The organism is Pseudodesulfovibrio sp. (assembly GCF_028692895.1).
In the GTDB taxonomy this organism is placed as follows: Bacteria; Desulfobacterota; Desulfovibrionia; order Desulfovibrionales; family Desulfovibrionaceae; genus Pseudodesulfovibrio.
On the sequence record NZ_JAQUWN010000052.1, the window covers coordinates 1 to 23,588 of the forward strand.

Genomic DNA, 23,588 nt, shown 5'->3' on the forward strand with positions numbered 1-23,588 from the left:
CCTTCAAATCGGGCGCGCTGCGCGCCGACGCCCCGGCCATCGGCGTCACGGACGCCATCCGCGACAGCCTGCGAAAAAAACTCCGCGAGCACGGACTGTCGCCCTCGTCGCTGGACCGCTACCTGGCCTGCCCCAAACAGTTCTTCTACAGCTATCTCTCCGGCGTCCGGCCCCTGGCCAGGGTGGAGGAGGAAGGCGACCGGGGCGCGTTCGGCACCCTGGTCCACGACGCCCTGCACGATTACTTCGAGCCGCGCCTCGGCCTGCGCGTGGGCCCGGACATGGACCCGCTGCCCCTCCTGGACCTTTTCCGCGAGCGGCTGGAGGCGAGCGGGGATTTCCGCGCCCTGCCGCTCGACACCCGGCTGGCCCTGGCCGAATCCGGCCGACGCCGCCTGGCCCGCTTCGTGGAGGCCCAGGAACCGGCCACCCTCCTCGGGCTGGAGCGGGAGCTGGACGCGATCCTCGACGTCGACGGCCTGGCCATCCCCTTCAAGGGCAAGCTGGACCGCATCGAGCAGCGCGCGGAGGGCATCCTCGTCCTGGACTACAAGACCGGCGGCGCCCCCCTGCCCAAGGCGTCGCTCTGGCGCGACGACGACCTGTGGGCCCGGATGCGCGGCGACCCGGACGAGACCGGGGAACGCCTGCTGCTGCGCGACCTGCGCGACTCCCTGGGCTCCATCCAACTGCCCGCCTACCTGCATCTCTACGGCCTGTGCGGGCGGGACGTTCCGCGCGACGCCGGGCTGGTGCTCCTTGCCAAGGACGGGGAGACCAAGTACCTTTTCGGCGACGGGACGGACGACGGAGACCGGAAACGCGCCCTTGCGGCCAACATTCCCGACCTGATCGGCTTCCTGGTCGGCCGCCTGCTGGCGGCCCCCCGCTTCGAGCCGAACCCCGGACGCCACTGCCAATACTGCGACTTCAAGGCCCCCTGCGGGGCCTAAAGGGAATCATCATGCAATACAGCGAAGGAAGCATCGGCCGCGTCTTCACCCTGCGGCTGGAGACCGGCGAGCGCGTGCCGGACGCCATCGAGGAATTCGCCCGGCAAAAGGGCATAAAATCCGCCTTCTGCGCCCTGCTGGGCGGCATCGGCGGAGGCGACATCGTGGTCGGCCCCAGGGACGACGGCTCCCCGGTCATCGACCCCATCCTCCTTCCCATCACCGGGGCCCACGAGGCGGCCGCCGTGGGGACCATCTTTTCCGACGAATCGGGCGCGCCCGTGCTGCACATGCACGCCGCCCTGGGCCGCGAGGGCCGCACCCACGCCGGGTGCATCCGCCCCGGCCTGGACGTTTGGCTGGTGGGCGAGGTCGTCATCCTGGAAATCCTGGACTCCGGCATGCTGCGCCGGACCGACCCGGCGAGCGGCCTGGCCCTGCTCGCCAAGGAGTAGCTCATGTACAACGCCGAAATCGTCATCTGCGGCGCGGGCATCGTCGGCATGACCATCGCCCGAGAGCTGCTCGGCCGGGGCGCGAGGGACATCATCATCTTCGAGAAAGAAGACCGGCCCGGCCGCCATGCCTCGGGCCGCAACAGCGGCGTGCTCCATGCGGGAATCTATTATGATCCCGGCACCATGAAGGCCAAGATGTGCCTGAAGGGCAACAAGCGCATGCAGGCCTACTGCCAGGAGCGCGGCCTGCCCCTCTTCACCTCGGGCAAGGTCGTGGTGGCCCGCGACGAATCCGAGCTGCCGACCCTGGACGAGCTCAAGCGGCGGGCCGAGGCCAACGGGGCCGTGGTCCACATGCTCGACCAGCGGCAACTGGCCGAGCTCGAACCCAACGCGAAGACCGTGGAGCGCGCCCTGCACTCCCCGCTCACCGCCGTGGTCGATCCGAAGGCCATCCTGGCCGCCATGCGCGAGGAGCTGGAGACCTCGGGCAAGGTCCGCTTCTTCTTCAACACCCGGTTCCTTTCTGCCGGGCGGAACAAGGTGACGACCAGCCAGGGAGAGATCGGCTATTCCCTGTTCATCAACGCGGCCGGGGCCTACAGCGACCGCGTGGCCCAGGCCTTCGGCCTGGCCAAGGACTACCGGCTCCTGCCCTTCAAGGGCATCTACCACAAGCTCAAGAAACCGGCGGCCGACAAGATCAAGGGCTCCATCTACCCGGTGCCCAACATCCGCAACCCGTTCCTCGGCGTCCACTTCACCCGGTCCGTGCACGGCGACGTCTATGTCGGCCCCACGGCCATCCCGGCGCTGGGACGAGAGAACTACGGCATCCTGAAAGGCGTCGATTCCGAGTTCGCGGCCATCCTCCTGCGCGACGCCGAGCTCTTCATCCAAAACCCGAAATTCCGCGCCGTGGCCCTGGAGGAACCCCGCAAGTACCTCTTCAAATACTTCTACCGCGACGCGGAAAAACTGGTGCGCCACATCACCCCGAACGACTTCATCCCCTGCGACAAGGCGGGCATCCGCCCCCAACTGGTGGACATCCGCAACCATGAGCTGGTCATGGATTTCCTGGTCCAGAAGGAAGGCAACACCGTCCACGTCCTCAACTCCATCTCCCCGGCCTTCACCAGCTCCCTGGCCTTCGCCGAAATGGTGGTGGAAAAATACGTCATATTGTCATGACGATACGTTAAAACCGCTGTTTGCCTTGACTTGGCCCCAAAAGGGGCGCAAAGGACTACTATTCTTTCCTGCACGAGGTATTGCAAAATGAAACTCCCCACCCTTTCCTTCGGTGACCTCACCGCCAGGCTGCCCATCATCCAGGGCGGCATGGGCGTGGGCATTTCCCTTTCCGGCCTGGCCAGCGCCGTGGCCAACGAGGGCGGCATCGGCGTCATCGCCACCTCCATGATCGGCATGCGCGACCCGCACCGGGCCAAGGACCCCGAGGGCGCGGACCGCCGCGGCCTCATCGAGGAGATCCGCAAGGCACGGGCCAAGATGACCGACGGCCTGCTCGGCGTGAACATCATGTGCGCACTGACCAACTACAGCGACATGGTCCGCACCTCCATCCGCGAGGGCGTGGACCTCATCATCTCCGGCGCGGGTCTGCCCCTGGACCTGCCGGGCTACCTGCGCGAGATGAAGACCGAGCTCGGGAAGGAGCTGCGCACCAAGCTGGTGCCCATCGTCTCCTCGGGCCGGGCCGCCTCCATCCTCTGCCGCAAGTGGACGGGCAAGTACGACTACCTGCCCGACGGCTTCGTGGTCGAAGGCCCCAAGGCGGGCGGGCACCTCGGCTTCAAGCCCGAGCAGCTCGACCAGCCGGAATACCAGCTTGAGCGCATCGTGGCCGACGTCATCGAAGCGGTGACCCCGTATCGCGAGAAGCACATCAAGGACATCCCGGTCATCGCGGCCGGCGGCGTCTACACCGGCGAGGACATCGCCCGCTTCCTGGAGCTGGGCGCGTCCGGCGTGCAGATGGGCACCCGTTTCGTGGCCACCGAGGAGTGCGACGCGGACGAGGCCTTCAAGCGCGCATACATCAACGCCACCAAGGACGACGTGACCATCATCAAGAGCCCGGTGGGCATGCCCGGCCGCGCGCTCAAGAACGCCTTCCTCGACGCCGTCTCCACCGGCCTGAAAAAGCCCAAGAAGTGCATCTACAAATGCCTGCATAGCTGCCAAGCCGAAAAATCGCCCTATTGCATCGCCCAGGCTCTGGTCAACGCCTACCGGGGCAAGCTCAAGAACGGCTTCGCCTTCGCCGGGGCCAACGCCTACCTGGTGGACAAGATCGTCACGGTCAAGGAACTGGTGAACTCCCTCAAGGACGAGTTCGAACGGTTCCGGGGAACCGACGAAAGCAAGTAAATGAAAAGGCCTCCATGCGGAGGCCTTTTTTTCGTCCTTGTTCCGCCGCCCTACTCGAAACGGCGGGCGGAGATGATGGAGACCGGGTCCACCGGCACGTCGTCGAAGCCCTGGTAGCTGCGGGTCTTGGACTTGCTGATCTTCAGCGCCACGTCCATGCCGTCCGCCACCTCGCCGAAGACGCAGTAGCCGAACTCCTCGTCGCTCTCGCCGGTGTGATCCAGGTCCGGGTTGTCGGCCACGTTGATGTAGAACTGGGCGGCCGCGCTGTGCGGATCGCCGGTGCGGGCCATGGCCACGCTCCCCTTGACGTTCTTCAGGCCGTTGCCCGCCTCGTTCCTGATGGGGTCGCGGTGGTCCTTCTCCTGCATGGAGAAGGTCAGGCCGCCGCACTGGATCATGAAGTCGCGGATGACCCGATGGAACAGGGTGCCGTCGTAGAATTCGTCGTCCACGTACTTGAGAAAGTTGGCGACGGTCTCCGGCGCCTTGTCCGGAAACAGTTCGATCAGAATCTCGCCCGCCGGGGTTTCCAGCAGGACCAGGGGATTTTCCATGGCTTGGCTCCGTGGGATGGGTTGTCAGGATTCCGGGTCCGCGTCGTCTTTGGACCTCGGGTGCGCCCGGTCGTATACCTGCATGAGGCGCTGCATGTCCAGATGCGTATAGCGCTGGGTCGTGGTCAGCCGCTCGTGGCCCAGGAGCTCCTGGACGCTGCGCAGGTCCGCCCCGGCCTCCAGCAGGTGGGTGGCGAAGCTGTGGCGCAGCATGTGCGGATGCACGTCCGTGGGCAGCCCGGCCAGCTTGGCCAGCCGCTCCACAATACGGTTGGCCTGCCGCCGGTTGAGGCGCGCGCCCGTGCGCGAGCCCAGGAACAGGGCCTGCTCCGAATAGTCGTCCCCCAGCAGGGCGTGGCGCTGCTCCATGTAGCGCCGCAGCCGCTTCACGGCCATGTCGCTGAGCGGCACGATGCGCTCCTTGCTCCCCTTGCCGGTGACCCGGATGAGGTCGGAGTCCACGTCGTTCAGGTCGAGGTCCAGGGCCTCGCTGATGCGCAGGCCCGAGCCGTAGAGGACCTCGGCCAGGGCGATGTCGCGCAGCCCCTCGGGATCGGGCTCCACGGCCGCCTCCATAAGGGACACGGCCTGGTCCACGTTGAGCGCCTGGGGGTTGCGCTTCTCCTGCTTGGGATTGTGCAGGCCGAACATGGGGTCCTTGGCCACGACCTTGTGCCGCATCAGGTACTTGAAAAAGGCGCGCAGACTGGAGAGCTTGCGGCCCATGGAAGTCTTGGACAGGGCCTGGCGGTGCATCTCGGCCATGAAGCCGCGCACGTGGTCGCGCGTGATCCGGCCCGGCTTCTCCAGGGAGCCCTTCACCCGCGCCAGGTATTCGTCGAACTGCTCCAGGTCCGTGCCGTAGGCCCGGACCGTGGCGTCGGAATACCCCTTCTCCACCGAAAGATGGGCCAGGAACCCCCGGACGTAGCCGCCGGATTCGTCACGCTTGCCGACGGTCGATGACATAACTGCTCTTGGGATTTTCCTTGGCCTTCTTCTTGAGGCCCATGGCGATGGACGAAACCTCGCCGTAGTGCCTGAGCCGCCCTTCGGTGTTGACCACCACGGCGATGGAGATGGCCATGAGCGGGAAGACCTTGGTGTTGCCCTCGCGGTCCACGGAGGTGATGTTCCCCCGCGCCCGGTCCTCGGGGTCGTAGAAATGGGGCACGATCTCGTCGAAGGCCTTGATGATGCGCTTGCACGCCTCCTCCACCGTGTCCGGCGGCAACATGAAGACGAAGTCGTCGCCGCCCACGTGGCCCACGAAGCTCAGCCCGCCCTGGTAACTGCGGATGGTGTTGACGATAATGCGGGCGGACATCATCAGCACCTCATCGCCGCGCGAGAACCCGTACTTGTCGTTGTAGGACTTGAAGTAGTCCAGGTCGCAGTAGGCCAGGGCGAAGTCCGCCCGGCTGTCCACGAGCTGCTGGATGCGCTGGATGATGGAGGTGTTGCCCGGCAGCTTGGAGAGCGGGTTGGCGTCCAGGGCGCGCATGGCCCGGCACAGGGTGAGGTTGATGCGGTCGCGCACCTCCGAGGGGTTGAAGGGACGCACAAGGAAGTCGTCGATCTCGACCTCGTTCCAGTTCCACGGGGTCTCCACGTCGATGGGATCGACGCACATGACCACCGGAAGCTGACGGTAGACGTTCTCGCTCTTGACCAGGTTGGCCACCTCGCGGCCCGAGATGTCCTTCAGCCGGTTGTCCACCAGCAGCAGGTCCGGGGGATCATTGAACAGATGCTCGATGGCCGTGACGCCGACCTCGAAGACCCGGAACTCGATGACCTCCGGCGGCCACAGCGACCGCAGCATCTCGGCGAAGGGCTTGTCCGGGGAGAGGAGGAACGCGGTCTGTTTGCGCTGGAACAGGGAGGGTGCGGGGGCCTGGCTCATGGACCACATCTAGCACCACCCGGCCGGGAGGTCAAAGCGGAACCCCCTCCGGACCGGATGGCCCGAAGGGGGTTTTATCGTCATTTCCGGCAGCGATCCCGGTGGGATCAGCCGCGATTCCCGCCGATGCGGGTGATGATCTGCTTGAGGTCTTCGGCCAGCCGGGCCACTTCCGCCACGGCGGTGGTGGACTCGGTCATGGCGCCGACGATGCCGTCGGAGACCACGTTGACCTCGTCCACGTTGTGGCTGAGCTGGCTGGTGGTGGCGGCCTGCTCCTCGGAGGCGGTGGCGATGTTGCGGATCTGGTCGTCGGCCACCCGGGCCATTTCCTGGATGTCCGTCAGGGCCTCGCCAGCCTGGGAGGCCAGGCGGGTGGATTCGTCAATGGCCTCGGTGGCGCTCTGGAAGGCCTCCAGGTTGCGGCGGGTGCCGTTCTGGACGCCCTGGATGGCGTCGCCCACCTCCTGGGTGGCGGCCATGGTCTTTTCGGCCAGCTTGCGCACCTCGTCGGCAACCACGGCGAAGCCCCGGCCCGCGTCGCCCGCACGGGCCGCCTCGATGGCCGCGTTCAGCGCCAGGAGGTTGGTCTGGTCGGCGATGTCAGTGATGACGGTCATGATGGCGCCGATGGCCTCCACCTCGCCGCCGAGCTTGCGGATGTTCTCGTCCACCTTCCGGGCGCGGCCGCGCAGGGTCTCGATGGAATCGACCACGGCCGAGACCACCTCGCCGCCCTTGCCCGCATTGCCGCGCATGAGCTCGGCGCTGTGGGCCGCCTCGGAGGCGTTGCGGGCGATCTCCACGATGGTGGCGTTCATCTGCTCCATGGCCGTGGCGGCCTCCTCGGTCATGACCTTCTGTTTTTGCGCGCCCGAGGAGGTCTCCCCCACCTGGGCGGTCAGTTCCTGGGACGCGGCGGAAAGCATGGTCGCCACCTGGTCCGCCTGGTCGGCCGTCTCCTGCATGCGCTTCTGGGCGCGGCGAATCTCGGTCTGGTCCATGACGACCTTCATGGCGCCGAGGACGTTGCCCTCGCTGTCGAGGAGCGGCATGCCGAAGTAGTCCATCTCCATCTCGCCCCCGCCGGGGTGGGCCTGGGTCCTGGAAAAGACCATCTCCTTGCCCCGCATGGCCTTCTCGCAGGCGCAGTTGCCGCCCTTGCAGTCGCCCGTGCGGAAATGGGCGGAGCAGGTGGTGTCCAGCAACGAGGCGGCGGCGACGTCGCCCGCCGCGGCCCCGGCCTTGTTGATGTAGCGGATGGTGTGCTCCGGGGAGATGGCCATGAGCGGCAACGGCAGCTCGTCGAGCAGGTTGACCAACCCGCCGAGCATGTAATTGGTATTCTCGATGAGCCGGGCGAACTCGCCCTCGCACCCATCGGCCCTGCCGCGCGCCAGCAGGTAGCCCTGCTCGATCTTGCCCGCCACCTCGGCGAAATCCTGTGTCAGGGCGCGGACCGTGCGCCGGATATTGATGAGGGCGCCCTGCAACCGTGCGATCTCGTCGCCGTCGCGGACCTCGTAGACCCGCTCAAGGTCGCCGCGCGCCGTCTCGTCGGCCATGGCCATGGTCCTGCGGATGGGCGTGAAGACGAAAACGCGCAGCATGAAAAGCAACAGGGCTATGACCACCACGATCAGGCCGCCGCCGATGATCTCCATCAACAGGGCCTGCTCCCTGGCCGTGGAGACGATGTCCTCGGCCACGACGCTCATGCAGACGGTCCAACCGGAAAACGGGTCCGTGGCGATGGCCATGAGCTTTTCCTGGCCGTTCCAGTCATACCGCACCTCGGTCTTTTTCTCGGCCAGGGCCTGGCTGATGAAATCCAGGCCTTCGGCGCTCTTGCCGAAAAGCTTTGCGTCGGGATGGTGGATGAAGCGGCCCTCGCGATCCAGGACGAAACCATAGCCGGTCCTGCCGATCTTGACGTGCTCGACGAACTGCCGGATGTAGGCGTCCCAGGAGGCGAAGAGAACGATGCCGCCCACCACGTCGCCGGACATGCTCTTGATGGGCACGCCGATGGCGAAGATGCGCGACTTGGCGTAGTCCGGCTTGTGCACGGAGGAATCGACGACCTTCTCGCCCTCGCCGGACAGGACCTTCTTCACGTACTCGTTGGCGCTGAAATCCATGCCCTTGAGCTCCGCGCCGTCAGCATTGGCCCCGGTCACCACCTTGCCGGTCTTGTCGAAGACCGCGAGACCCCAGAGGTTGGGATTGGCCTTGACGATCTTGCCGCAGGCCGCCTGGGCCATCCAGGGCGATCCCTTGACCGCGGACATCATGGACGGCTGCTGGGCCAGCACCTCGGCCATGACCACCTGATCCTGGATGAAAACGGCCAGTGCGCTGGCGCTGGAAACGGCCTGTCCCTTGGCCGTCTGCATGGCGCTGTCCCCGGCCTGGACAAGGGTGGAATCGGTCACCACCCAAACGAGCCCCCCGACGCCGGCCACAATCACCAGGCACAGCGGAACAAGCAGTTTTAAAGACAACCGCCTGCGAAAATAGGAAAACATAAAATCCCCTCTCTGAAAAAAGATAGTGATGCCGGTCGGTCGCCTGGATGCGAACGGAGGGAAAAGGCAAGGCGCACCGCCTGCCCCATTGACTGTTCCACCCCGGACGGATCAACGTGCTGGGTCTTTACACATCCTGACCGATATCGGCTGCAATATTGACAGTTCGCACAATAAACATGGCCGGTTGCCCAGTCAACCATTGAAAGAGGGCATCAATGGCGCGGAAAGGGGCCCGGCGCAATGGGGGACGCCGTTTCCGCCGGGCGTTGCACCGCCCCGGCTAGAAGGTCACGTCGGACACTTCGAGGAACTGGTCGGCCATTTCGTCCATGACCCGGTCCAGGTCGGACATCTTGAGCTTCAGTTCCATGAGCGCCTCCGGACGCAGATAGGACGTCTGGTCGTCCCCGGAGTTGCCGAACTCGAAGAGCCGCACCAGGAAATTGCCGATATGGACCACGCAGGACATGGGCTTGTAGAACTGGGCCAACTGCGGCGCATGATGGCGGGCCATGGCCTCGCGGATGTTGGGCGGCAGCCCCCAGTGCCGGGCGAGCCAGGCGTTGATGCGGTCGTGCCCGAAGCCCATGACGTCCTTCTCCGCCTGGAAGTAGGTCAGGTCCTTGGCCTTCACCGTCTCCAGCACGGTCCTGTGCAGGTCCGGCAACTGCACGGCCGTGACCACCTTGCCCAGGTCGTGGAGCAGCCCGGCCACGGCGTATTCCTCCGGGTCCTCGAACCCGGCCCGGCGGGCGATGATGTTGCAGGCCGTGGCGCAGCCCAGGCTGTGCTCCCACAGCCCCTTCATGTTCTGCTCCATCATGTCGAAGACCGAGGTGGAGATGATGATGCCCCGGATGACGTTGAAACCGAGGAGGACCAGGGCGTGCTGGATGGAGCTGATCCGGCCGGGGAACCCGTAGATGGGCGAGTTGACCATCTTGAGGACCTTGGCCGAAAGGACCTGGTCCGTGGCGATGACCTTGGCGATGGCGTCGCTGGAGGCGTCCGGGTCCTCAACGAGCTTGGTCACCTCCTCCAGGACGTGGGGCAACGTCGGCAGGTCCTTGACCGAGAGAATCTCTCCCTTGACGCTTGTTTTGAGATCTTCCGCCATGGCTATTGCCCATTCCCGCCGTTGGCGCCGTTCGCGCCGTCCCCGGGTTCGGCGTCCAAGGCCTCCATGGCCTTGCGCCGGGCCTCCTGGGCCGCCGCCTTGATCCGGAAATACTGGGCCATGCGGTCCTTGACCCGCATCATCCACTTGTCCCCCCCGTAACGGCGGAAGAGGTGGTCGAGCCGCTTGATGCGCTCGGCATAGACCGTGCCGGCCCCAGCGCCGCCCATGTCCACGGGATTGCCCTGCACCGTGATGCGGTCGACCTTCATGTTCTCCAGGCGCGAGATGAGGCTCTCGGTCAGTTCCATGCCCTCGGCCATGATGGTCATGCCGTTTTCCCTGGTCACGGCCCTGGCCAGTTTCATGCCCGGCCTGGCAAGATCAATGGGTATCTTCTGCATTCGTCCGCCGCCCGAAAAACGATTACGTCCGCCGCATTCTGTTCAAATAGGCAATCTACACACGTCCCGACGCGGGTTCAAGGTCATATCTTGTCAAAGAAGATAAGGCACCCCATGACCACAAAGGCCACGGCCGCCACCTTCTTGATGACGTCCGTGGGCACGTACTGGCAGATGAACTGGGCGAACATCACCCCGAGAAAGCTGACCAGCACCAGGGCCAGCGAGGACCCCAGGAACACCGTCCAGGGCTTCTGCGTCTTGGCCGTCATGAGCATACAGGCGAGCTGCGTCTTGTCGCCCAACTCGGCCACGAACAGCGTTCCAAAGGTGGTCGCCAACAATTTCCAATCCATGTCGTCTCCTTGCGATCAATCTTCCTTGGCCAGATACCACATGCCGGGCATCTGCTGGATAAGTCCACGCATTTCAAGCAATATCAAAATCCTGCTCACCCGGTGGGCGGGCCAGCCCAGCTCCCGGCCAAGGACGTCGATGTGCATCCTTTCGGCACCTTCGAGTAAATCCATTACCGCTCTTTCCTCCCCATCCAGGCTTGCGGCCTCACGCTCCAGCGCGGCCGACCGCTTCCGCCTGGACCGGACCGAGCCGGCGGGCCTCTCCGCCGGTTTCGCGGCCGGGACGGACGGCGCCTCGCGCTTTTCAGGCGCGGCTTCGGCCCCGAAAGCGTCCTCCGCCACGGGGTCGACGCCCGCCCCCGCCTCGATCTCCCCGTCCGGGACGGGATCGGGCACGCCCTCCAACTGGCGGGCGAAATCGTAACGCAGGATCTCCACGATGTCGGCCGCCGACTCCACCAGGGAGGCCCCCTGCTTGATGAGCCGGTGGCAGCCGGTGAAGGTCGGGCTGCCCAGGGGCCCAGGCAGGGCGAAGACGTCCCGGCCCTGCTCCCCGGCCAGTCGGGCGGTGATCAGGCTGCCGCTGTTGTGGGCGGCCTCGGCCACCAGCACGCCCAGGGAAAGCCCGCTGATGATCCGGTTGCGAAACGGGAAATGCTCGGCCCGGGGACCGACGCCCGGCCCGAACTCGGTGACCACCAGCCCCTTGCGTTCCAGGACGGCGCGGACGTCGCGGTTGCCCTGAGGATAGTCCGCGTCCAGCCCGCAGCCGAGGACGGCGATGGAGGAGCCCAATCCTGACAGTCCGCCAAGATGCGCCTGGCGATCAATGCCCAGGGCCAGGCCGGAAATGACCGTGATCCCGATGCGGGAGAGCTGGCCGCTGATCCGGCGGGCCGCGTCGAGCCCCATGGAGGTGCAGTCGCGCGCGCCGACCACGGCCAGCGAGGGGTTGTGCAGCAGGCTCAGGTCCCCCTGCACGTACAGCAGAAGCGGCGGGTCGTCCAGGTCGCGCAACGCGGCGGGATAGGCGGGGTCAAACCAGGTGACGACCGCCATGCCCGCCTCCCTGGCCTTGTGGTATTCGGCCTCGGCCTCCCCGCGCCACGCCTCCGCCCGGCACGCCGTGAGAATCCGCTTGAGGGAGCGGAACTCGATCTCCAGGCCGGGCCAGGACGCATATCCGCGCAACGCCTCATAGACACTGGGGAAATGGTCAACCAGACGTCGGCAGGACCGATGCCCGAGACCCGGCGTGTGCTTCAGGGCGAGGCAGGCGAAGTGTTCTTTCTGGAAATCCATGCTGCGGACCGGTCCGGCCGGGCTGGAAGCGCTGCGATTCCGGCCCGTCGGGGCTTGGCCGGGCTAACCGCCCAGCCGGGTCAGCTCCTTGCGGCCGAGAACGGCGGGGGTGGAGCCTGGGAAATCTTCAATCAGGGCCCGCAAGTAGAAAATGGCGTTGTCCTGGTCGCCCACGCGGTCGTAGGACATGCCGATCTTGAGCAGGGCCGCCGCAGCCTTGTCGTGCTTGGGGAAACGGCCGGTGACCTCCTTGAAGGCCAGGATGGCCTGGGGGTAATTCTTCTGAGAGTAATAGGTTTCGCCCTTCCAATAAAGGGCGTTGGGCACAAGGCTGCTCTTGGGATACTTGCCGAGGAACTGGTCGAAGGCCTTGCGCGCGCCCTCGAAGTCGTTCTTCTCGTACCGGGCGTAGGCGGCGTCGTACATGCCCTGCGGCCCGACGGCCTTGGCCGGGGCGGGCGCGGGCTTGGGAGCGGCTTTGGACGCGGGAGCGGGCTTCTCGCGCTCGACGACCTTGGGCTCCGGGATCACGGGCGGCGGGCCGGGCACCGTGGCCCAGGGTTTGGCCTCGCCGCTCTGGGCCACCGCCGGGACCGGGGCGGCCTGCGCCGGAGCCGGGGCGTTCCCGCCCTCGACCCAGCCGCCTTCGTCGGGCTTAAGGTCGCTGGTCCATTCCTTCCCCTGTACCGGGGCGGCGGCCATGTCGTCCGGAGCCGCCCCCGCGTCGCCTTTGAGGGCCTCGATGGACGCCTGCATATCGTCGAGCTTCTTCTGGACCGCCTGGTTTTCCTCGGCGGACTTGTCCGCCTGCCGCCGCTGCTCCTCGCGGAAGTTCAGGAAGCTCTCCTCCAGGCTCTGTATGCGCCACTCGATGCTGGCTTTGGCGGCGGAGTCCTGCTTGGCTGCCGTGCAGCCCATCACCAGGGCGGCGGTCACGGCGAGCAGGATGAGCTTCGAATATGACATGCGGCGAACTCCCATCTCGTATTGACGTGTTTCATGAGAGATAGGCGATTAGGGAATTTTTTGCAAGAAATCGTGTGCATCCGTGCTCCTTCTGCTGGAACCGGCACCTTGCGCGCGCCGCGTTTTTCAGGCAAATAACCCACGCGGAGGCCGTCAGGCCGCCGCCAATCCAATCCGGAGAACGCACGTCATGAACAGCCAGGAAACCTTGGCGCTTGCGGCCACGCTGCTGGCCCCCGCCTTTTTCAGCCTGCTCGGCATGGGCGCTTTCGGCAGCCCCGTCGTCGCGGTGCTCGGCGAGTTGGCCGCCAAATCGAAAAAACGCATCTTCTACGACAAATTCGGTCAGCAGGCCGGGGCCATGGGCCGCCTCCTGCTCGTCCTGCTCATCCTGGTCTGGGGCGCGTCCTGCGCCGTGGTCTACTTCCGCTTCCCCCAACTGGCCGAGCGGCTCATCGCGCCGGGCGCGGTATTCATCGAGGCGGCCGTGGCCTGCGCCGTCTTCCTGCTGGCCGGGCTGATCCATTTCTCCACCTGGAAGGCCATGCGCCAGGCCAAGGGAGCGCACATCGCGCTCGGGCTCCTGGCGGCCGTGGCCTCGGTGACCGCCCTGGCCCTGGCCGTCCCTGCCAAGCTGATGCTCAACCGTCCCGACGGCGCGGCGGACTCCCTCTTCGGCCACCCCATGGCCCTGCCCCTGGCGGTCATGTACGCCCTGCTCTCCGTGGCCTGCGCGGCCGGGCTGGCCGCCGCCTACCTGGTCCTGCGGCGCAACCGCGACGACTTCGGCCGCGACTATTACAATTTCTCCCTGCCCCTGGCCGCCCGCTGGGCGGTGATTCCCATGCTCGGTTTTCTGGTCTGCCAGGGCTGGCTCTTCGCCGTACTGCCCGAGACCTTCCGGACCATGACTCTTGGCACGCCGCTGTGCTGGGTCTGGCTGGGCGTCGCGGTCCTGGGCCTTGTCTGCGCCGCGCTCTGGCTCGTCGTGGCCCGGAGCAAGACCCCGCTCCGGCTCAAGGGGCTCTGTTTTCTGGCCCTGGCCCTGCTCTGGATCATGCACACCCTGAGCGTGACCCTGTTCGTCAACTTCATGTCCATGCTCTAACAGCCAAGAAATTCTGACAAAAAAAGGCCGGGAGGACATCCTCCCGGCCTTTTGCATTGTTGTTCCGCCAGCCTATTTTGAGCTGAGCGCGGGCTGGGAGGAAGGCTCCCTGCGGCCCAACTGGGTGGACAGGGCGTAAATCTCGTGCGGGTCCAGAATCAGGACCACAGAGCCGTCGCCCATGATGGTCGCACCGGAGAGCCCCTTGAGATTGAAGTTGTTCAGGTACTGGCCGAGCGGTTTGATGACGATCTCCTGGCGCTCCAGGAGGCGGTCCACCACCAGGCCAAGGCGGCGGTCGTTGTCCTGGATGACGACCATGGGCAGCACGTCGCGCTCGTCCATGGTCTGCTCCATGCCGAGGAGCTCGGAAAGCTCCACCACGCCCAGGACCTCGCCGCGCAGAGTGACGGCCTTGCGGTTGTTCACGTCCGAGAGCTTGTGGGTTTCGATCTTGGTGGTCTCGGATACCGCGTCCAGCGGGATGGCGTAGGTATCGCCGCCCACCTGGACCATGAGCGCATCGATGATGGCCAGGGTCAGAGGCAGGGTCAGGGTCAGCTTGGTGCCCTTGCCCACCTCGGACTGGGTGTTCACGCTGCCCTTGAGGTTCTTGATGTTGGTCTTGACCACGTCCATGCCCACGCCGCGTCCCGAAATGTCCGTGACCTTCTCGGCCGAGGAGAATCCCGGCGCGAAGATGAGGTCGAGGGCCTCGCGGTCGTCCATGGCGTTGGCCTCCTCGGGGGAGATGATGCCCTTGCGGATGGCCACCAGCTTGAGCTTTTCCGGGTCCATGCCCCGGCCGTCGTCCTCGACCTCAATGGCCACGGAGTTGCCCTTGTGGTAGGCGCGCAGCCAGACATGGCCCTTGGGCTTCTTGCCGGCGGCGATGCGCTCCTCCTCTTCCTCCAGGCCGTGGTCCACGGCGTTGCGCACCAGGTGCACCAGGGGATCGCCGATCTCCTCGACCACGGACTTGTCGAATTCCGTCTCCTCGCCTTCCAGGATCAGTTCGACCTGCTTGCCGCTCTTGCGGCTCAGGTCGCGCACCAGGCGCGGGAACCGGGAAAAGACCGTCTGGACCGGGACCATGCGGACTTTCATGATGGTGTCCTGCAGGTCGTCGGAGATGCGGGCCATGGCGTAGGTCGTCTCGGTCAGTTGCTGGGCGACCACATGGACTTCCTCGTGCCCTTCCTCAAGGGCGCGGGCGAGCATGGCGTAGCGGTTTCGGTTGATGATGAGCTCGCCGATGACGTTCATCAGGTGGTCGAGCTTGTGATGGTCCACGCGGATGGTGCTGGAGGCCTTGGGCTTCGCCGGCGCCTGGGCCGGAGCCCCGGCCGGAGCGGCCTTTGCGGGTGCTGCGTTCGACATGGGCGTCCTGGCCGCCGGTGCGGCGGGCTTGGGTGCGGGTTGGGGTGAAGGCTTGGGCGCGGCGGGAGCGGCGGCCGGTTTCGGGGCCGGGGCCGGGACCGCCGCCTTGGGCGCGGGAGCCGTTTTGGGCGTCACGGAGGCTGCCGGAGCGGGTTTGGCCGCCGGTTTTGGCGCGGCCGGGGCCGGTTTGGCCGCAGCCGGGGCCGCGTTCGGAATGGCCAGGTTCACGGTGGGGTCATCCAGGGGCTCGCCCGCGATCCCGACGATGGCTTCGAGCAGCATGTCCTTCAAAATGGCGAATTCCTGATCCAGGATGTCCAGCATCAGGCCGAAATCGATATCGCTCTTGCGGCCCTGGTCCACCAGGCCAACGGTCCGGCCCGCATACTGCTTGAGCTCTTCCAGGCCCATGTATCCGGCGGAATTCTGGATGGTCTGAAAGGCCCGGAACAGTCCGTCGATGATCTCGGGCTGTCCGGCGTCCTGGCGCAGCATGCCCAGGGCCACGGCCGCGCTTTCGAGCTGCTGCTTGATGGTCTGGACGAAGAGGGCCACATCCTCGGGGTCATACTCCGACGAGGGCGCAACGGCGGGCGCAGCCTCCCCGGCCGGGGCGGGCGTAGCGGGTTCGGCGGCGGACGCCCCTGCTCCCCTCTCGGAGGAGAGAAGGCCCTGCACGGCCGCGACATTGCCGTCCTCGGTGACCTTCTGGAGCAACTGGACCATGACGCTGGTGTCCACAGGAGTGACGCGGTTGGTCTCCAGGTCCACCTTGGAAATCAGGTCCTCGATGAGGTCCACGGCTCCCAGGAGCAGATCGATGAGGCCCTGGCTGCACTCCATGTCGCCCTTGCGCACGCGGTTGAGCAGGGTCTCGGCCTCATGGGTCAGGGAATTGAGTTCCTTGAACCCGATGATGCCGCTGTTGCCCTTGAGGTTGTGGAAATAGCGGAAGGTGTCGTTGATCAGCTCGTCCGAACCGTCCACCTCGCCCTCCAGGGCCAGCAGACAGCGGTTGAGGTTCTCGATGATCTCGTGGGCCTCCTCCAGGAAGTCGGCCAGGTGCCCTTCCCCGACCGTGGTCAGGACGTAGGGGGTGTCGTCGAAATCGGGGTCCGGAACCGGCTGGAACGCGGGGCTCATATCTGCACCTTCGGTCTCGTCCGCCTCGGCGGCGGGCTCGGGTTGTGAAGCGACAGGGGTCGGCTCGGGCTCCGGGACGGCGGCCGGCTCGGGCTCCGGTGCGGCGGCCGGCTGGGTGGAAAACGTGCCCGAGCCCTCGCCCGAGAGCTCGCCCGCCAGGGCCAGCTCGATCTGGGCGATGATGGGGGCGGTGTCCACGTCCCCTTCGGTTCCGCTGTTCTCCAGGTTCTCCACCATGACGCGCAGGGCGTCGGTGGCGGAAAGGATGAGGTCCATGATGGCGCCGGTCACGCGCATGGACCCCTGCCGGAGCTCGTCCAGGATGTTCTCTGCCTTATGGGCCAGGCCGTTGATCTTGTTCAGGCCGAGAAAACCCGATGCGCCCTTGAGGGAGTGCATGGGGCGGAAGATTTCGTTGAGCAGGCCGAGGTTGTCGGGGGCCTTCTCCAGTTCGAGCAGGTTGGGCTCGATGGTTTCCAGATGCTCCTTGGCCTCAACGAAAAAGTCGGACAATATTTCCGGATCGATAAAATCCTGATTCATCGACTACCTCGGGAATTCCACACCGCCCCGCCTCGCGCCGGGACGGAACATTTCGTTCTGTTACACGACATGGGCAACCGGCTAGCCGAGCAACATCTTGACGTTGCGGACCAGCTTCTCCGGCTGCGCCGGTTTGACCATGTACAAATTGGCGCCGACAGTCAAACCGGTTTGAATATCCTTGTCCTGCCCTTCCGTGGAAAGAACCACGATGGGAATGTCCTTGTACGCATCCTGCTCGCGCACGGTCTTGATGAAGGTCAGGCCGTCCATGCGGGGCATGTTGACGTCGGATACTATCAGGTCCACGGCCGCCGAGCTGTAGAATTTCTCCAGCCCGTCCAAGCCGTCTTCGGCCGTGGTCACCTTGAACCCTTCCTTCTTCATGATGAAGGCCACAAGGTTCCTTACCGTCTTTGAATCGTCTACGATTAGAATATGCTTAGCCATGTTACCCCCTGATTCCAGTTCTCGTGAACACGCGACTGCCGACATACCCTCCGGTCATTCCCGTGCGGGACCCGCGCCATCCCCGGACGCCGCCCCTGTTCAATACCGCCGATAGCAAAGACTCACTCTTCCTTCTTATAGATGATCGCCCCGGGGAAATGGATGGGCTTGAAGGCGCGCGTGATGTTGTGCAGCGACTCCGAATGCCCGATGATGAGGTATCCCCCCGGCAACAGATTGTCGTAGAATGCGTTGATGACCTGTTTTTTCATGGCGTCATCGAAATAGATGATGACGTTGCGGCAGAAGACGATCTGGGACCGCTCCACCCTCTTGAGCTGCATCTTGTCCTTGAGGTTGATCTGGCCGAAGTTGACGAGCTTCTTGACCTCGGGCTTGACCCTGTTCTGCCCCTCCTCCACGTCGAAGTAGCGGTCGACCACCTCCTTGGGCGTGCTGCGCAGGGTGTAGTCGTTGTAGACGCCCCGGCGCGCGGATTCCAGGACCCGCTCGGACAGGTCGTTGGCCGTGATCCGGATGTCCCAGGAGGCGATCTCCGCCTTGAGCATCTCGTGGATTATCATGGAAATGGTGTAGGGTTCCTCGCCGGTGGAGCATCCGGCGGACCAGATGCGCAGCTTCTTCCTGTCGCCGTTCTGGCGGACGACCTCGGACAGGACTTTCTCCTGGAAGACCTGCAACTGTGGCGGATTGCGATAAAAGCTCGTTTCGTTGGTCGTGATGACCTCGAAGAGCTTCTTCATCTCCTGGGCCTTGCCCGCGTCGTACCGGAGATAATTGTAGTATTCCTCGAAATCCTTGAGGTTGAGCTGCTTGAGCCGGTTGCCCAGCCGGTTTTCCAGCAGGTACTTCCTGTTGTCGGCAATATAGATGCCGCATTGCTCGTAGATGAAATCCCGCAGGTTGGCGAACTCCTGATCCGCGATCTTGAGTTCCTTGCCCAGGGATATGGTTTTTGAAAACAGGGAAGCCATGTAGTCCATCTACTCCTGAGACTCTTGAATGTTGGCGATGGCCTCTTCCGCGGCGCTCACCAATTCGTATTCATCGCTGTTGGTCACTTCCAGCAGCGCCCGGAAGGCGGCCGTGCCGCCGATGGCTCCCAGGGCCTCGATGGCCTTGATTACCAGGAACCGGTTGGGATTTTCGAGCAGTTCCACCAGGCGCGGGATCGCCTCCCTGCTCCGGCGCTCGCCCAGGGCGCCCACGGCGCGAATCTTGACCCAGTCGTCCTCGTCGCTCAGGGAGTCGATCAGGTGCGGCACGAAGTCGTCGCCAAAATACCTGCCCATGATCTCAATGACCGTCAGGCGGACGTCCTTGCTCTCGTCGTTGAGCTTGGAGAGCACCAGCGGCCGCCACTTGTCGGTTTCGCCGGACGCGGAGGCCAGGGCCTCCACCGCCACCTTGCGGATGTCCGGGATCTCGTCCTCCAGGGCCTGGGTCAGGATGTCCATGTTGCCCGCCGCGTCGAGTTTGCCCATCGCGTAGACGGCCATGAGCCGGTCCACCGGATCGTCGCTGGCCGACATGGCCACGAACCGTTCCCGCACCTCGTCTCCGCCGATGGCGATGCACGCCTCAAGGGCGGCCTCCTTGACGTCGTCGTACTGGTGGTGCAGCAGCGGAAAGATCTTCGGGGCCACCTCGGCCAGCCGCAGCTTTTCGCCCAGCAGGTAGACGGCGCTCTTGAGGACCGTGCCGTCGGTGTGTTCATCCAGGATCTTGATGAAAAAGTCCTTGCTCTCGATGTTCCCGCGCGAAGCGGCCACGCTGACGATCTGGCGCTGGATGGGCAGGGCCACCTGCCAGAAGGCGTCCATGAGCACCTCGCAGACCTCGTGCTCATGCTCGCACTGGGCTGGCGATATCTGCGAAAAGACCTGCACGGCCACACGCGCCCGGTCCGGATCGTCGCCGAGCAGCCCGGTCTTGAGGGCCTCGGTCACGCCGATCTGGGCCAGGTAGCCGATGATGACGCCGAGCCGTTCCTGGTCGCGGTCCTGGTCCAGCCGGCCCGCGATCCCCAGGATGCCCTCGGACGCCTTTTCACCGCCCACGTAGGCCAGCCCCTGGATGGCCGCGTCCTGGACCTCGTCGTCCTCGTCGCGCAGGGCCACCAGCAGGTACTGACGAAATTTCTCGCGCTCGTCCGGCTTGAGCAGGGTCAGGGACTTGCCGCCCAGGATCTTGACCACGGCGACCACGATCTTGTTGCGCAACGCCGTGGGCGAGTCGTCCATGCGCTTCAGCAGCATGGTCACGGCCTTGACGTTGCCCATCTCGCCCAGGGAGTCGATGATCATGGAGGCGACCAGGTCCGAGGCGGAATCCAGCGCCTTGACCAGGGCGTCCACCGAGCTGGAGTGGCCGATCTTGGTCAGGGCCTCGATGACCGAATACTGCACCCACTCCTCGTCGTTGATGGCCTTGTTCAGGCACGGCGAGGCCTCGGGCTTGCCGAGCTCGCCCAGGCTGACGGCGGCCTGGTAGCGGACGTTGACCTCCGGGTCCTTGAGCAGGGCGTCGCACAGGGGCTCCACGACGAGCACGTTGTCGGTGGAGCCCAGGATGTCGGCCGCGAAGATGCGGATGTCCGCGTCCTCGTCATGGATGAGGGCGATAAGCGACGGCAGGTCCTGGCAGCCGACCTCGCGCAGGATGTCCATGGCCAGGTTGCGGACCGGCGCCTCGTCGGAACGCAGGTACGGCAGCACGGCGCGCACGGTCTCCTTGCCTCCGATCTTGCGAAGCGAGCTGTCGGCCGCCTCCTGGATGCCCAGATGGTTGGTCTGGAGCAACCCGGCCAGCAGTTCGACCGCCTCGACGCAGTTGTGTTCACCCGCCTTGAAGGCGCCGTCCCGAACGATCTCGTTGTCGTCGCTCTTGAGCAACTCGATATATTTTTCGCATTCCGTCATACGCTCTGCTCCCCCTGTGCGAAACGGTGGCCAATCCCGGCTATTTATAGAGATTGGCGAGGATGGAATCGGCCATGTCGTCCAGATCGACGATCTCGTCGGCCAGGTTTTCGTCCACGATGGCCTTGGGCATGCCGTACACCACGCAGGTGGAGTCGCTCTGGGCCAGGGCCCGGCCGCCCCTCTCCTTGAGTTGGCGGATGCCCTCGCACCCGTCGCTGCCCATGCCGGTCAGGATGACCCCCAGGCCGCGCTTGCCCACGGCGGCGGCCACGGACCCGATGAGCACGTTGGCCGACGGCTTGTAAAGCGCATCCCTGGGTTCGTCGGTGACGACCACCTCGATGCGGCTGATCTTCTGGTCCAGGACGATGTGCCTGCCGCCCGGCGCGACAAAGGCGTGCCCCGGCTTGAGGATGTCCCCGCTCTCCGCTTCCTTGACCGAGATCCTGCTCACGGAATCGAGGCGCTTGGCGAAGGGACCGGTAAAGGCGGCCGGCATGTGCTGGGCGATGACGATGCCCGCCGGGAAGTCCTCGGGCAGGGACGACAGGATCTTCTGCACCACCGGCGGCCCGCCCGTGGACACGCCGATGGCGACCACGTCGTGCACGGGACGCCCCCCGACGGGCGGCATGCGCCTCGGGGCGGGACGCATCGCGGCCGGCCTTGGGGCGGCGGCCGGAGCGGCTGCGGCGCGGGCGCGAAAATGGCGCATGCGGCGGGTGGCCACGGTCTTGACCCGGTCGATGAGGTCCTTTTCGATCTTGATGATGTCGAGGGAGACCTTGGACAATTGCTTGGGAATGAAATCCACTGCCCCGAGCTCCATGGCCTTGAGGGTGGCCTCGGCCCCCTCGGTGGTCAGGGAGCTGACCATGATGACGGGCCTGGGCGACTCCATCATGATGTGCCTGAGGGCGGTCAGTCCGTCCATGCGGGGCATTTCGATATCCATGGTCACGACGTCGGGGTTGAGCGTGCGTACGAGCTCCAGCCCCTCCTGTCCGTCCCTGGCCATGCCGACGACCTTGATTTCCGGGTCCTTGTCGAGCATCGTGCTGATGGCCTTGCGCATGAAGGCCGAATCATCCACGACTAGAACATTTATCACGCATCCATCTCCTTAGGCATTCTCTGTGCGCAAACCGCGTGAGCCACGAGTCGGCGGACGAGCAGGCATCGCAATAATCCCGCAAGAGCGGGCGGAGCGTCCCGGAGTAATTATTAAAGTAAATTCGCCAATAAGTCATCCTAGGCAGATTCGGATAGTTTGTCTATCATCTTGCGAGGAAGATGATTTTTGCCTTGCCTTTTGAAATCCTCTGGGCTAAACACCCCTCTCACGCACACGGGATGTGGCTCAGTCTGGTAGAGCGCCGCGTTCGGGACGCAGAGATCGGAGGTTCAAATCCTCTCATCCCGACCAGAGATTACGGGCACTTACGGCAAAAGCTGTAAGTGCCCTTTTCTTTTATCCTACACTTTTATCCGACAAGCACGTCGGATATATCTCGATACGTACCATTCTTGGTCCACCACCATTTTTTCTTTTTCATTCCCTTTCCGGCCGAGATTACCCGAGTCCTCCACCAAGTCTTCCTCCCATGCCCCACGCCTCCCACCGCAACCTCCCGAAACCACAGAGAAGAGTCTAACCTCTTTTTTTGTTTCTTTTTCCTCGTTGACGCCTAACAGAATCGAGCTATGATTTTGATTCATGGCCGTTCTGGCCGGTAACCGCAAACGACGGGGGTTTGATGCGGATTCAAGACTTTTTAGAGGCGGAGATTGAACGGATTGCGGCAGAAGAGGATCGGCGGTCGCTGATTGCGGCGCTGCCGCAGGTGGACGATCTCGTCATCAGCGAGGTCCTTGTAGCTGTTCCGGGGGCTGTTTTCTACCATCTCCAGATTTCAAAGTTTCCTAGCGGTGGCCATGTTGGCCGGGTGTTCGCAGGATTCGACACACACGAGTCGCTGATGACGACTGACCCGCAAACGCCGTCTGAAATCGCGCTGTCGAGGGACGATGTGTTTGAAAGCCAGGATAGTCTCCTCGAATTCCTCGTCAGCAGGGAGTGCTAACTATGTGCGAAATAAGCAGGAAACACGTCGTTCTCGACGAGACGATCTTCTCCGAGCTGATAAGGTCCGGTGTCACCGCCAGGTATTCAATGTCCGAACTGTTTTCGGGGATTCGACTTTATCTCGAAGATAGCGGCGATGTCGTCGCCGAATTCCTCCCAGACGGCGGTTCCCTTCATTACGTCACTTTTCACGTCGGGAGATGGGAACCGACAGTCGATGCGCCGGCACATATTATTAAAGTGCACAACGATGCTGTTCAGCGTTCTGAAAAACGCGCCGTTGTTTTCGACATCTTCACAGGTGCGAGATTGTCATGGCGGACAAGGGAAAAGAAGCTCGGAGACACGCTCCGGACAGCAGTCGATGAAATGTAAGGAGAGGAAAATGGACAAAAAACTGATACGGAGATCACGCCGCCAAGGGTCGCTGGAGAACTGCGAAATCGACAAAAACGACGCGTTCCAACAAGAGATTCTCTGTTCGTGGCCGGAGCTATTCTCCATCCCCGATGACATGGCCGCAGAGATCAATCTCCGTGCTGGTTTCCTACAGATCTCAACCCCTGGGATGACGACAAACGAGTTTGGCAACAAGGTCAACGCCCTCAAACACCAAGGCCTGATCCCTGGTGGAATCCGGCCGCATCATTTGCTGTGGGACGGCCTGGACATCACCGACTTGATGAAAAAGCTCCGCATCCTCCAGTCATACGGCACAGTCCATCTCCACGACCTCCCAGGTTACGATCTCGGCCATCCGGCCGTACTGACGACCGACGCCTCTGCCACCTGCCTCCTCGACGACACCGTTCACGGTCGCCACATCGCTAAATATACCGGCCGCGTCGCATCGCTCGATTCTATCGAGCATTACGAGGCCATCGCGAAAAAATGTCTCCGTTCGCCGATCGTCAACCCAGCAACAGTCTACAAAGCCGGGTTTGAGATGACCGGCCAGGAAGCCATCCCGGATATTACGGAGG

General features: G+C 64.2%; 22 protein-coding genes and 1 tRNA gene. 9 read left to right on the forward strand and 14 right to left on the reverse strand.

Going from position 1 to position 23,588, the window contains the following annotated elements; all coding sequences use genetic code 11:
• The 4 genes from PHP91_RS12530 to PHP91_RS12545 all read left to right on the forward strand — a co-directional run.
• A partial coding sequence (locus PHP91_RS12530; protein WP_300141072.1) for a PD-(D/E)XK nuclease family protein occupies positions 1–953 on the forward strand: 953 nt, incomplete at its 5' end.
• Between the two features lie 11 nt (positions 954–964).
• Positions 965–1,408 (forward strand): PPC domain-containing DNA-binding protein, encoded by a 444-nt coding sequence (locus PHP91_RS12535; RefSeq protein WP_300141075.1) that lies wholly within the window; start codon positions 965–967, stop codon positions 1,406–1,408.
• A 3-nt stretch (positions 1,409–1,411) separates the two neighbouring features.
• Entirely contained in the window at positions 1,412–2,605 is a 1,194-nt protein-coding gene (gene lhgO / locus PHP91_RS12540) for an L-2-hydroxyglutarate oxidase (protein WP_300141078.1), read from the forward strand.
• 87 nt (positions 2,606–2,692) lie between these two features.
• The gene (locus PHP91_RS12545; protein ID WP_300141081.1) at positions 2,693–3,808 is read left to right on the forward strand and encodes a nitronate monooxygenase; all 1,116 of its coding nucleotides are present in this window, start codon (positions 2,693–2,695) and stop codon (positions 3,806–3,808) included.
• A gap of 50 nt (positions 3,809–3,858) precedes the next feature.
• Here PHP91_RS12545 and PHP91_RS12550 read toward each other — a convergent pair whose 3' ends face one another.
• The 9 genes from PHP91_RS12550 to ybgF form a co-directional block, all read right to left on the reverse strand.
• Positions 3,859–4,365, reverse strand: a complete 507-nt coding sequence (locus PHP91_RS12550; protein WP_300141083.1) for a peptidylprolyl isomerase — start codon at positions 4,363–4,365, stop codon at positions 3,859–3,861.
• 24 nt (positions 4,366–4,389) lie between these two features.
• Entirely contained in the window at positions 4,390–5,334 is a 945-nt protein-coding gene (gene xerC, locus PHP91_RS12555; protein ID WP_300141086.1) for a tyrosine recombinase XerC, read from the reverse strand.
• Complete coding sequence (locus PHP91_RS12560) at positions 5,309–6,271, reverse strand: diguanylate cyclase (protein WP_300141132.1); 963 nt, start codon at positions 6,269–6,271, stop codon at positions 5,309–5,311. The genes xerC and PHP91_RS12560 overlap by 26 nt, the downstream gene beginning before the upstream one ends.
• A 107-nt stretch (positions 6,272–6,378) precedes the next feature.
• Positions 6,379–8,706: a methyl-accepting chemotaxis protein gene (locus tag PHP91_RS12565; protein WP_300141089.1), complete on the reverse strand. Its 2,328-nt coding sequence runs from the start codon at positions 8,704–8,706 to the stop codon at positions 6,379–6,381.
• Positions 8,707–9,082: 376 nt separating this feature from the next.
• A complete protein-coding gene (locus PHP91_RS12570; protein WP_300141092.1) occupies positions 9,083–9,919 on the reverse strand; it encodes an HDOD domain-containing protein in 837 nt (278 codons plus the stop codon).
• 2 nt (positions 9,920–9,921) lie between these two features.
• Entirely contained in the window at positions 9,922–10,323 is a 402-nt protein-coding gene (locus tag PHP91_RS12575; RefSeq protein WP_300141095.1) for a hypothetical protein, read from the reverse strand.
• Positions 10,324–10,406: 83 nt separating this feature from the next.
• A complete protein-coding gene (locus PHP91_RS12580; RefSeq protein WP_300141098.1) occupies positions 10,407–10,679 on the reverse strand; it encodes a TMEM165/GDT1 family protein in 273 nt (90 codons plus the stop codon).
• A gap of 15 nt (positions 10,680–10,694) precedes the next feature.
• Positions 10,695–11,984 (reverse strand): DNA-processing protein DprA, encoded by a 1,290-nt coding sequence (gene dprA / locus PHP91_RS12585; protein ID WP_300141101.1) that lies wholly within the window; start codon positions 11,982–11,984, stop codon positions 10,695–10,697.
• A gap of 63 nt (positions 11,985–12,047) precedes the next feature.
• Positions 12,048–12,950, reverse strand: coding sequence for a tol-pal system protein YbgF (gene ybgF, locus PHP91_RS12590; protein ID WP_300141104.1), 903 nt, complete (start codon positions 12,948–12,950; stop codon positions 12,048–12,050).
• A gap of 190 nt (positions 12,951–13,140) precedes the next feature.
• Here ybgF and PHP91_RS12595 point away from each other — a divergent pair, with 190 nt between their 5' ends.
• On the forward strand, positions 13,141–14,058 hold the full coding sequence (locus tag PHP91_RS12595; protein ID WP_300141107.1) for a hypothetical protein: 918 nt from the start codon (positions 13,141–13,143) through the stop codon (positions 14,056–14,058).
• A gap of 72 nt (positions 14,059–14,130) precedes the next feature.
• Here the strand turns inward: PHP91_RS12595 and PHP91_RS12600 are convergent, their stop codons facing one another.
• The 5 genes from PHP91_RS12600 to PHP91_RS12620 all read right to left on the reverse strand — a co-directional run bounded on the left by PHP91_RS12600 (position 14,131) and on the right by PHP91_RS12620 (position 21,630).
• Entirely contained in the window at positions 14,131–17,124 is a 2,994-nt protein-coding gene (locus tag PHP91_RS12600; protein ID WP_300141111.1) for a chemotaxis protein CheA, read from the reverse strand.
• Positions 17,125–17,205: 81 nt separating this feature from the next.
• The gene (locus PHP91_RS12605) at positions 17,206–17,574 is read right to left on the reverse strand and encodes a response regulator (RefSeq protein WP_300141114.1); all 369 of its coding nucleotides are present in this window, start codon (positions 17,572–17,574) and stop codon (positions 17,206–17,208) included.
• Positions 17,575–17,696: 122 nt separating this feature from the next.
• A complete protein-coding gene (locus tag PHP91_RS12610; protein WP_300141136.1) occupies positions 17,697–18,569 on the reverse strand; it encodes a CheR family methyltransferase in 873 nt (290 codons plus the stop codon).
• Positions 18,570–18,578: 9 nt separating this feature from the next.
• Positions 18,579–20,516 carry a HEAT repeat domain-containing protein gene (locus PHP91_RS12615; protein ID WP_300141117.1) on the reverse strand — a complete coding sequence of 646 codons (1,938 nt, stop codon included), beginning with the start codon at positions 20,514–20,516 and terminating at the stop codon, positions 18,579–18,581.
• A gap of 40 nt (positions 20,517–20,556) precedes the next feature.
• Positions 20,557–21,630, reverse strand: coding sequence for a chemotaxis response regulator protein-glutamate methylesterase (locus PHP91_RS12620; protein ID WP_300141120.1), 1,074 nt, complete (start codon positions 21,628–21,630; stop codon positions 20,557–20,559).
• A gap of 238 nt (positions 21,631–21,868) precedes the next feature.
• Between PHP91_RS12620 and PHP91_RS12625 the strand changes: the two genes are divergently transcribed.
• From PHP91_RS12625 to PHP91_RS12640, 4 genes are all read left to right on the forward strand, one after another.
• Positions 21,869–21,945, forward strand: a tRNA-Pro gene (locus tag PHP91_RS12625).
• Between the two features lie 331 nt (positions 21,946–22,276).
• On the forward strand, positions 22,277–22,603 hold the full coding sequence (locus PHP91_RS12630; protein ID WP_300141123.1) for a hypothetical protein: 327 nt from the start codon (positions 22,277–22,279) through the stop codon (positions 22,601–22,603).
• A 2-nt stretch (positions 22,604–22,605) separates the two neighbouring features.
• Positions 22,606–22,980: a hypothetical protein gene (locus PHP91_RS12635; protein ID WP_300141126.1), complete on the forward strand. Its 375-nt coding sequence runs from the start codon at positions 22,606–22,608 to the stop codon at positions 22,978–22,980.
• A gap of 10 nt (positions 22,981–22,990) precedes the next feature.
• Positions 22,991–23,588 (forward strand): hypothetical protein (locus PHP91_RS12640; RefSeq protein ID WP_300141129.1); only part of this gene is annotated, 598 nt, incomplete at its 3' end.

Coding starts and splice junctions, on each gene's coding strand:
- PHP91_RS12535 (WP_300141075.1), top strand. CDS start 965: ATGCAATACAGCGAAGGAAGCATCGGCCGCGTCTTCACCCTGCGGCTG.
- lhgO (WP_300141078.1), top strand. CDS start 1,412: ATGTACAACGCCGAAATCGTCATCTGCGGCGCGGGCATCGTCGGCATG.
- PHP91_RS12545 (WP_300141081.1), top strand. CDS start 2,693: ATGAAACTCCCCACCCTTTCCTTCGGTGACCTCACCGCCAGGCTGCCC.
- PHP91_RS12550 (WP_300141083.1), bottom strand. CDS start 4,365: ATGGAAAATCCCCTGGTCCTGCTGGAAACCCCGGCGGGCGAGATTCTG.
- xerC (WP_300141086.1), bottom strand. CDS start 5,334: ATGTCATCGACCGTCGGCAAGCGTGACGAATCCGGCGGCTACGTCCGG.
- PHP91_RS12560 (WP_300141132.1), bottom strand. CDS start 6,271: ATGAGCCAGGCCCCCGCACCCTCCCTGTTCCAGCGCAAACAGACCGCG.
- PHP91_RS12570 (WP_300141092.1), bottom strand. CDS start 9,919: ATGGCGGAAGATCTCAAAACAAGCGTCAAGGGAGAGATTCTCTCGGTC.
- PHP91_RS12575 (WP_300141095.1), bottom strand. CDS start 10,323: ATGCAGAAGATACCCATTGATCTTGCCAGGCCGGGCATGAAACTGGCC.
- PHP91_RS12580 (WP_300141098.1), bottom strand. CDS start 10,679: ATGGATTGGAAATTGTTGGCGACCACCTTTGGAACGCTGTTCGTGGCC.
- dprA (WP_300141101.1), bottom strand. CDS start 11,984: ATGGATTTCCAGAAAGAACACTTCGCCTGCCTCGCCCTGAAGCACACG.
- ybgF (WP_300141104.1), bottom strand. CDS start 12,950: ATGTCATATTCGAAGCTCATCCTGCTCGCCGTGACCGCCGCCCTGGTG.
- PHP91_RS12595 (WP_300141107.1), top strand. CDS start 13,141: ATGAACAGCCAGGAAACCTTGGCGCTTGCGGCCACGCTGCTGGCCCCC.
- PHP91_RS12600 (WP_300141111.1), bottom strand. CDS start 17,124: ATGAATCAGGATTTTATCGATCCGGAAATATTGTCCGACTTTTTCGTT.
- PHP91_RS12605 (WP_300141114.1), bottom strand. CDS start 17,574: ATGGCTAAGCATATTCTAATCGTAGACGATTCAAAGACGGTAAGGAAC.
- PHP91_RS12610 (WP_300141136.1), bottom strand. CDS start 18,569: ATGGCTTCCCTGTTTTCAAAAACCATATCCCTGGGCAAGGAACTCAAG.
- PHP91_RS12615 (WP_300141117.1), bottom strand. CDS start 20,516: ATGACGGAATGCGAAAAATATATCGAGTTGCTCAAGAGCGACGACAAC.
- PHP91_RS12630 (WP_300141123.1), top strand. CDS start 22,277: ATGCGGATTCAAGACTTTTTAGAGGCGGAGATTGAACGGATTGCGGCA.
- PHP91_RS12635 (WP_300141126.1), top strand. CDS start 22,606: ATGTGCGAAATAAGCAGGAAACACGTCGTTCTCGACGAGACGATCTTC.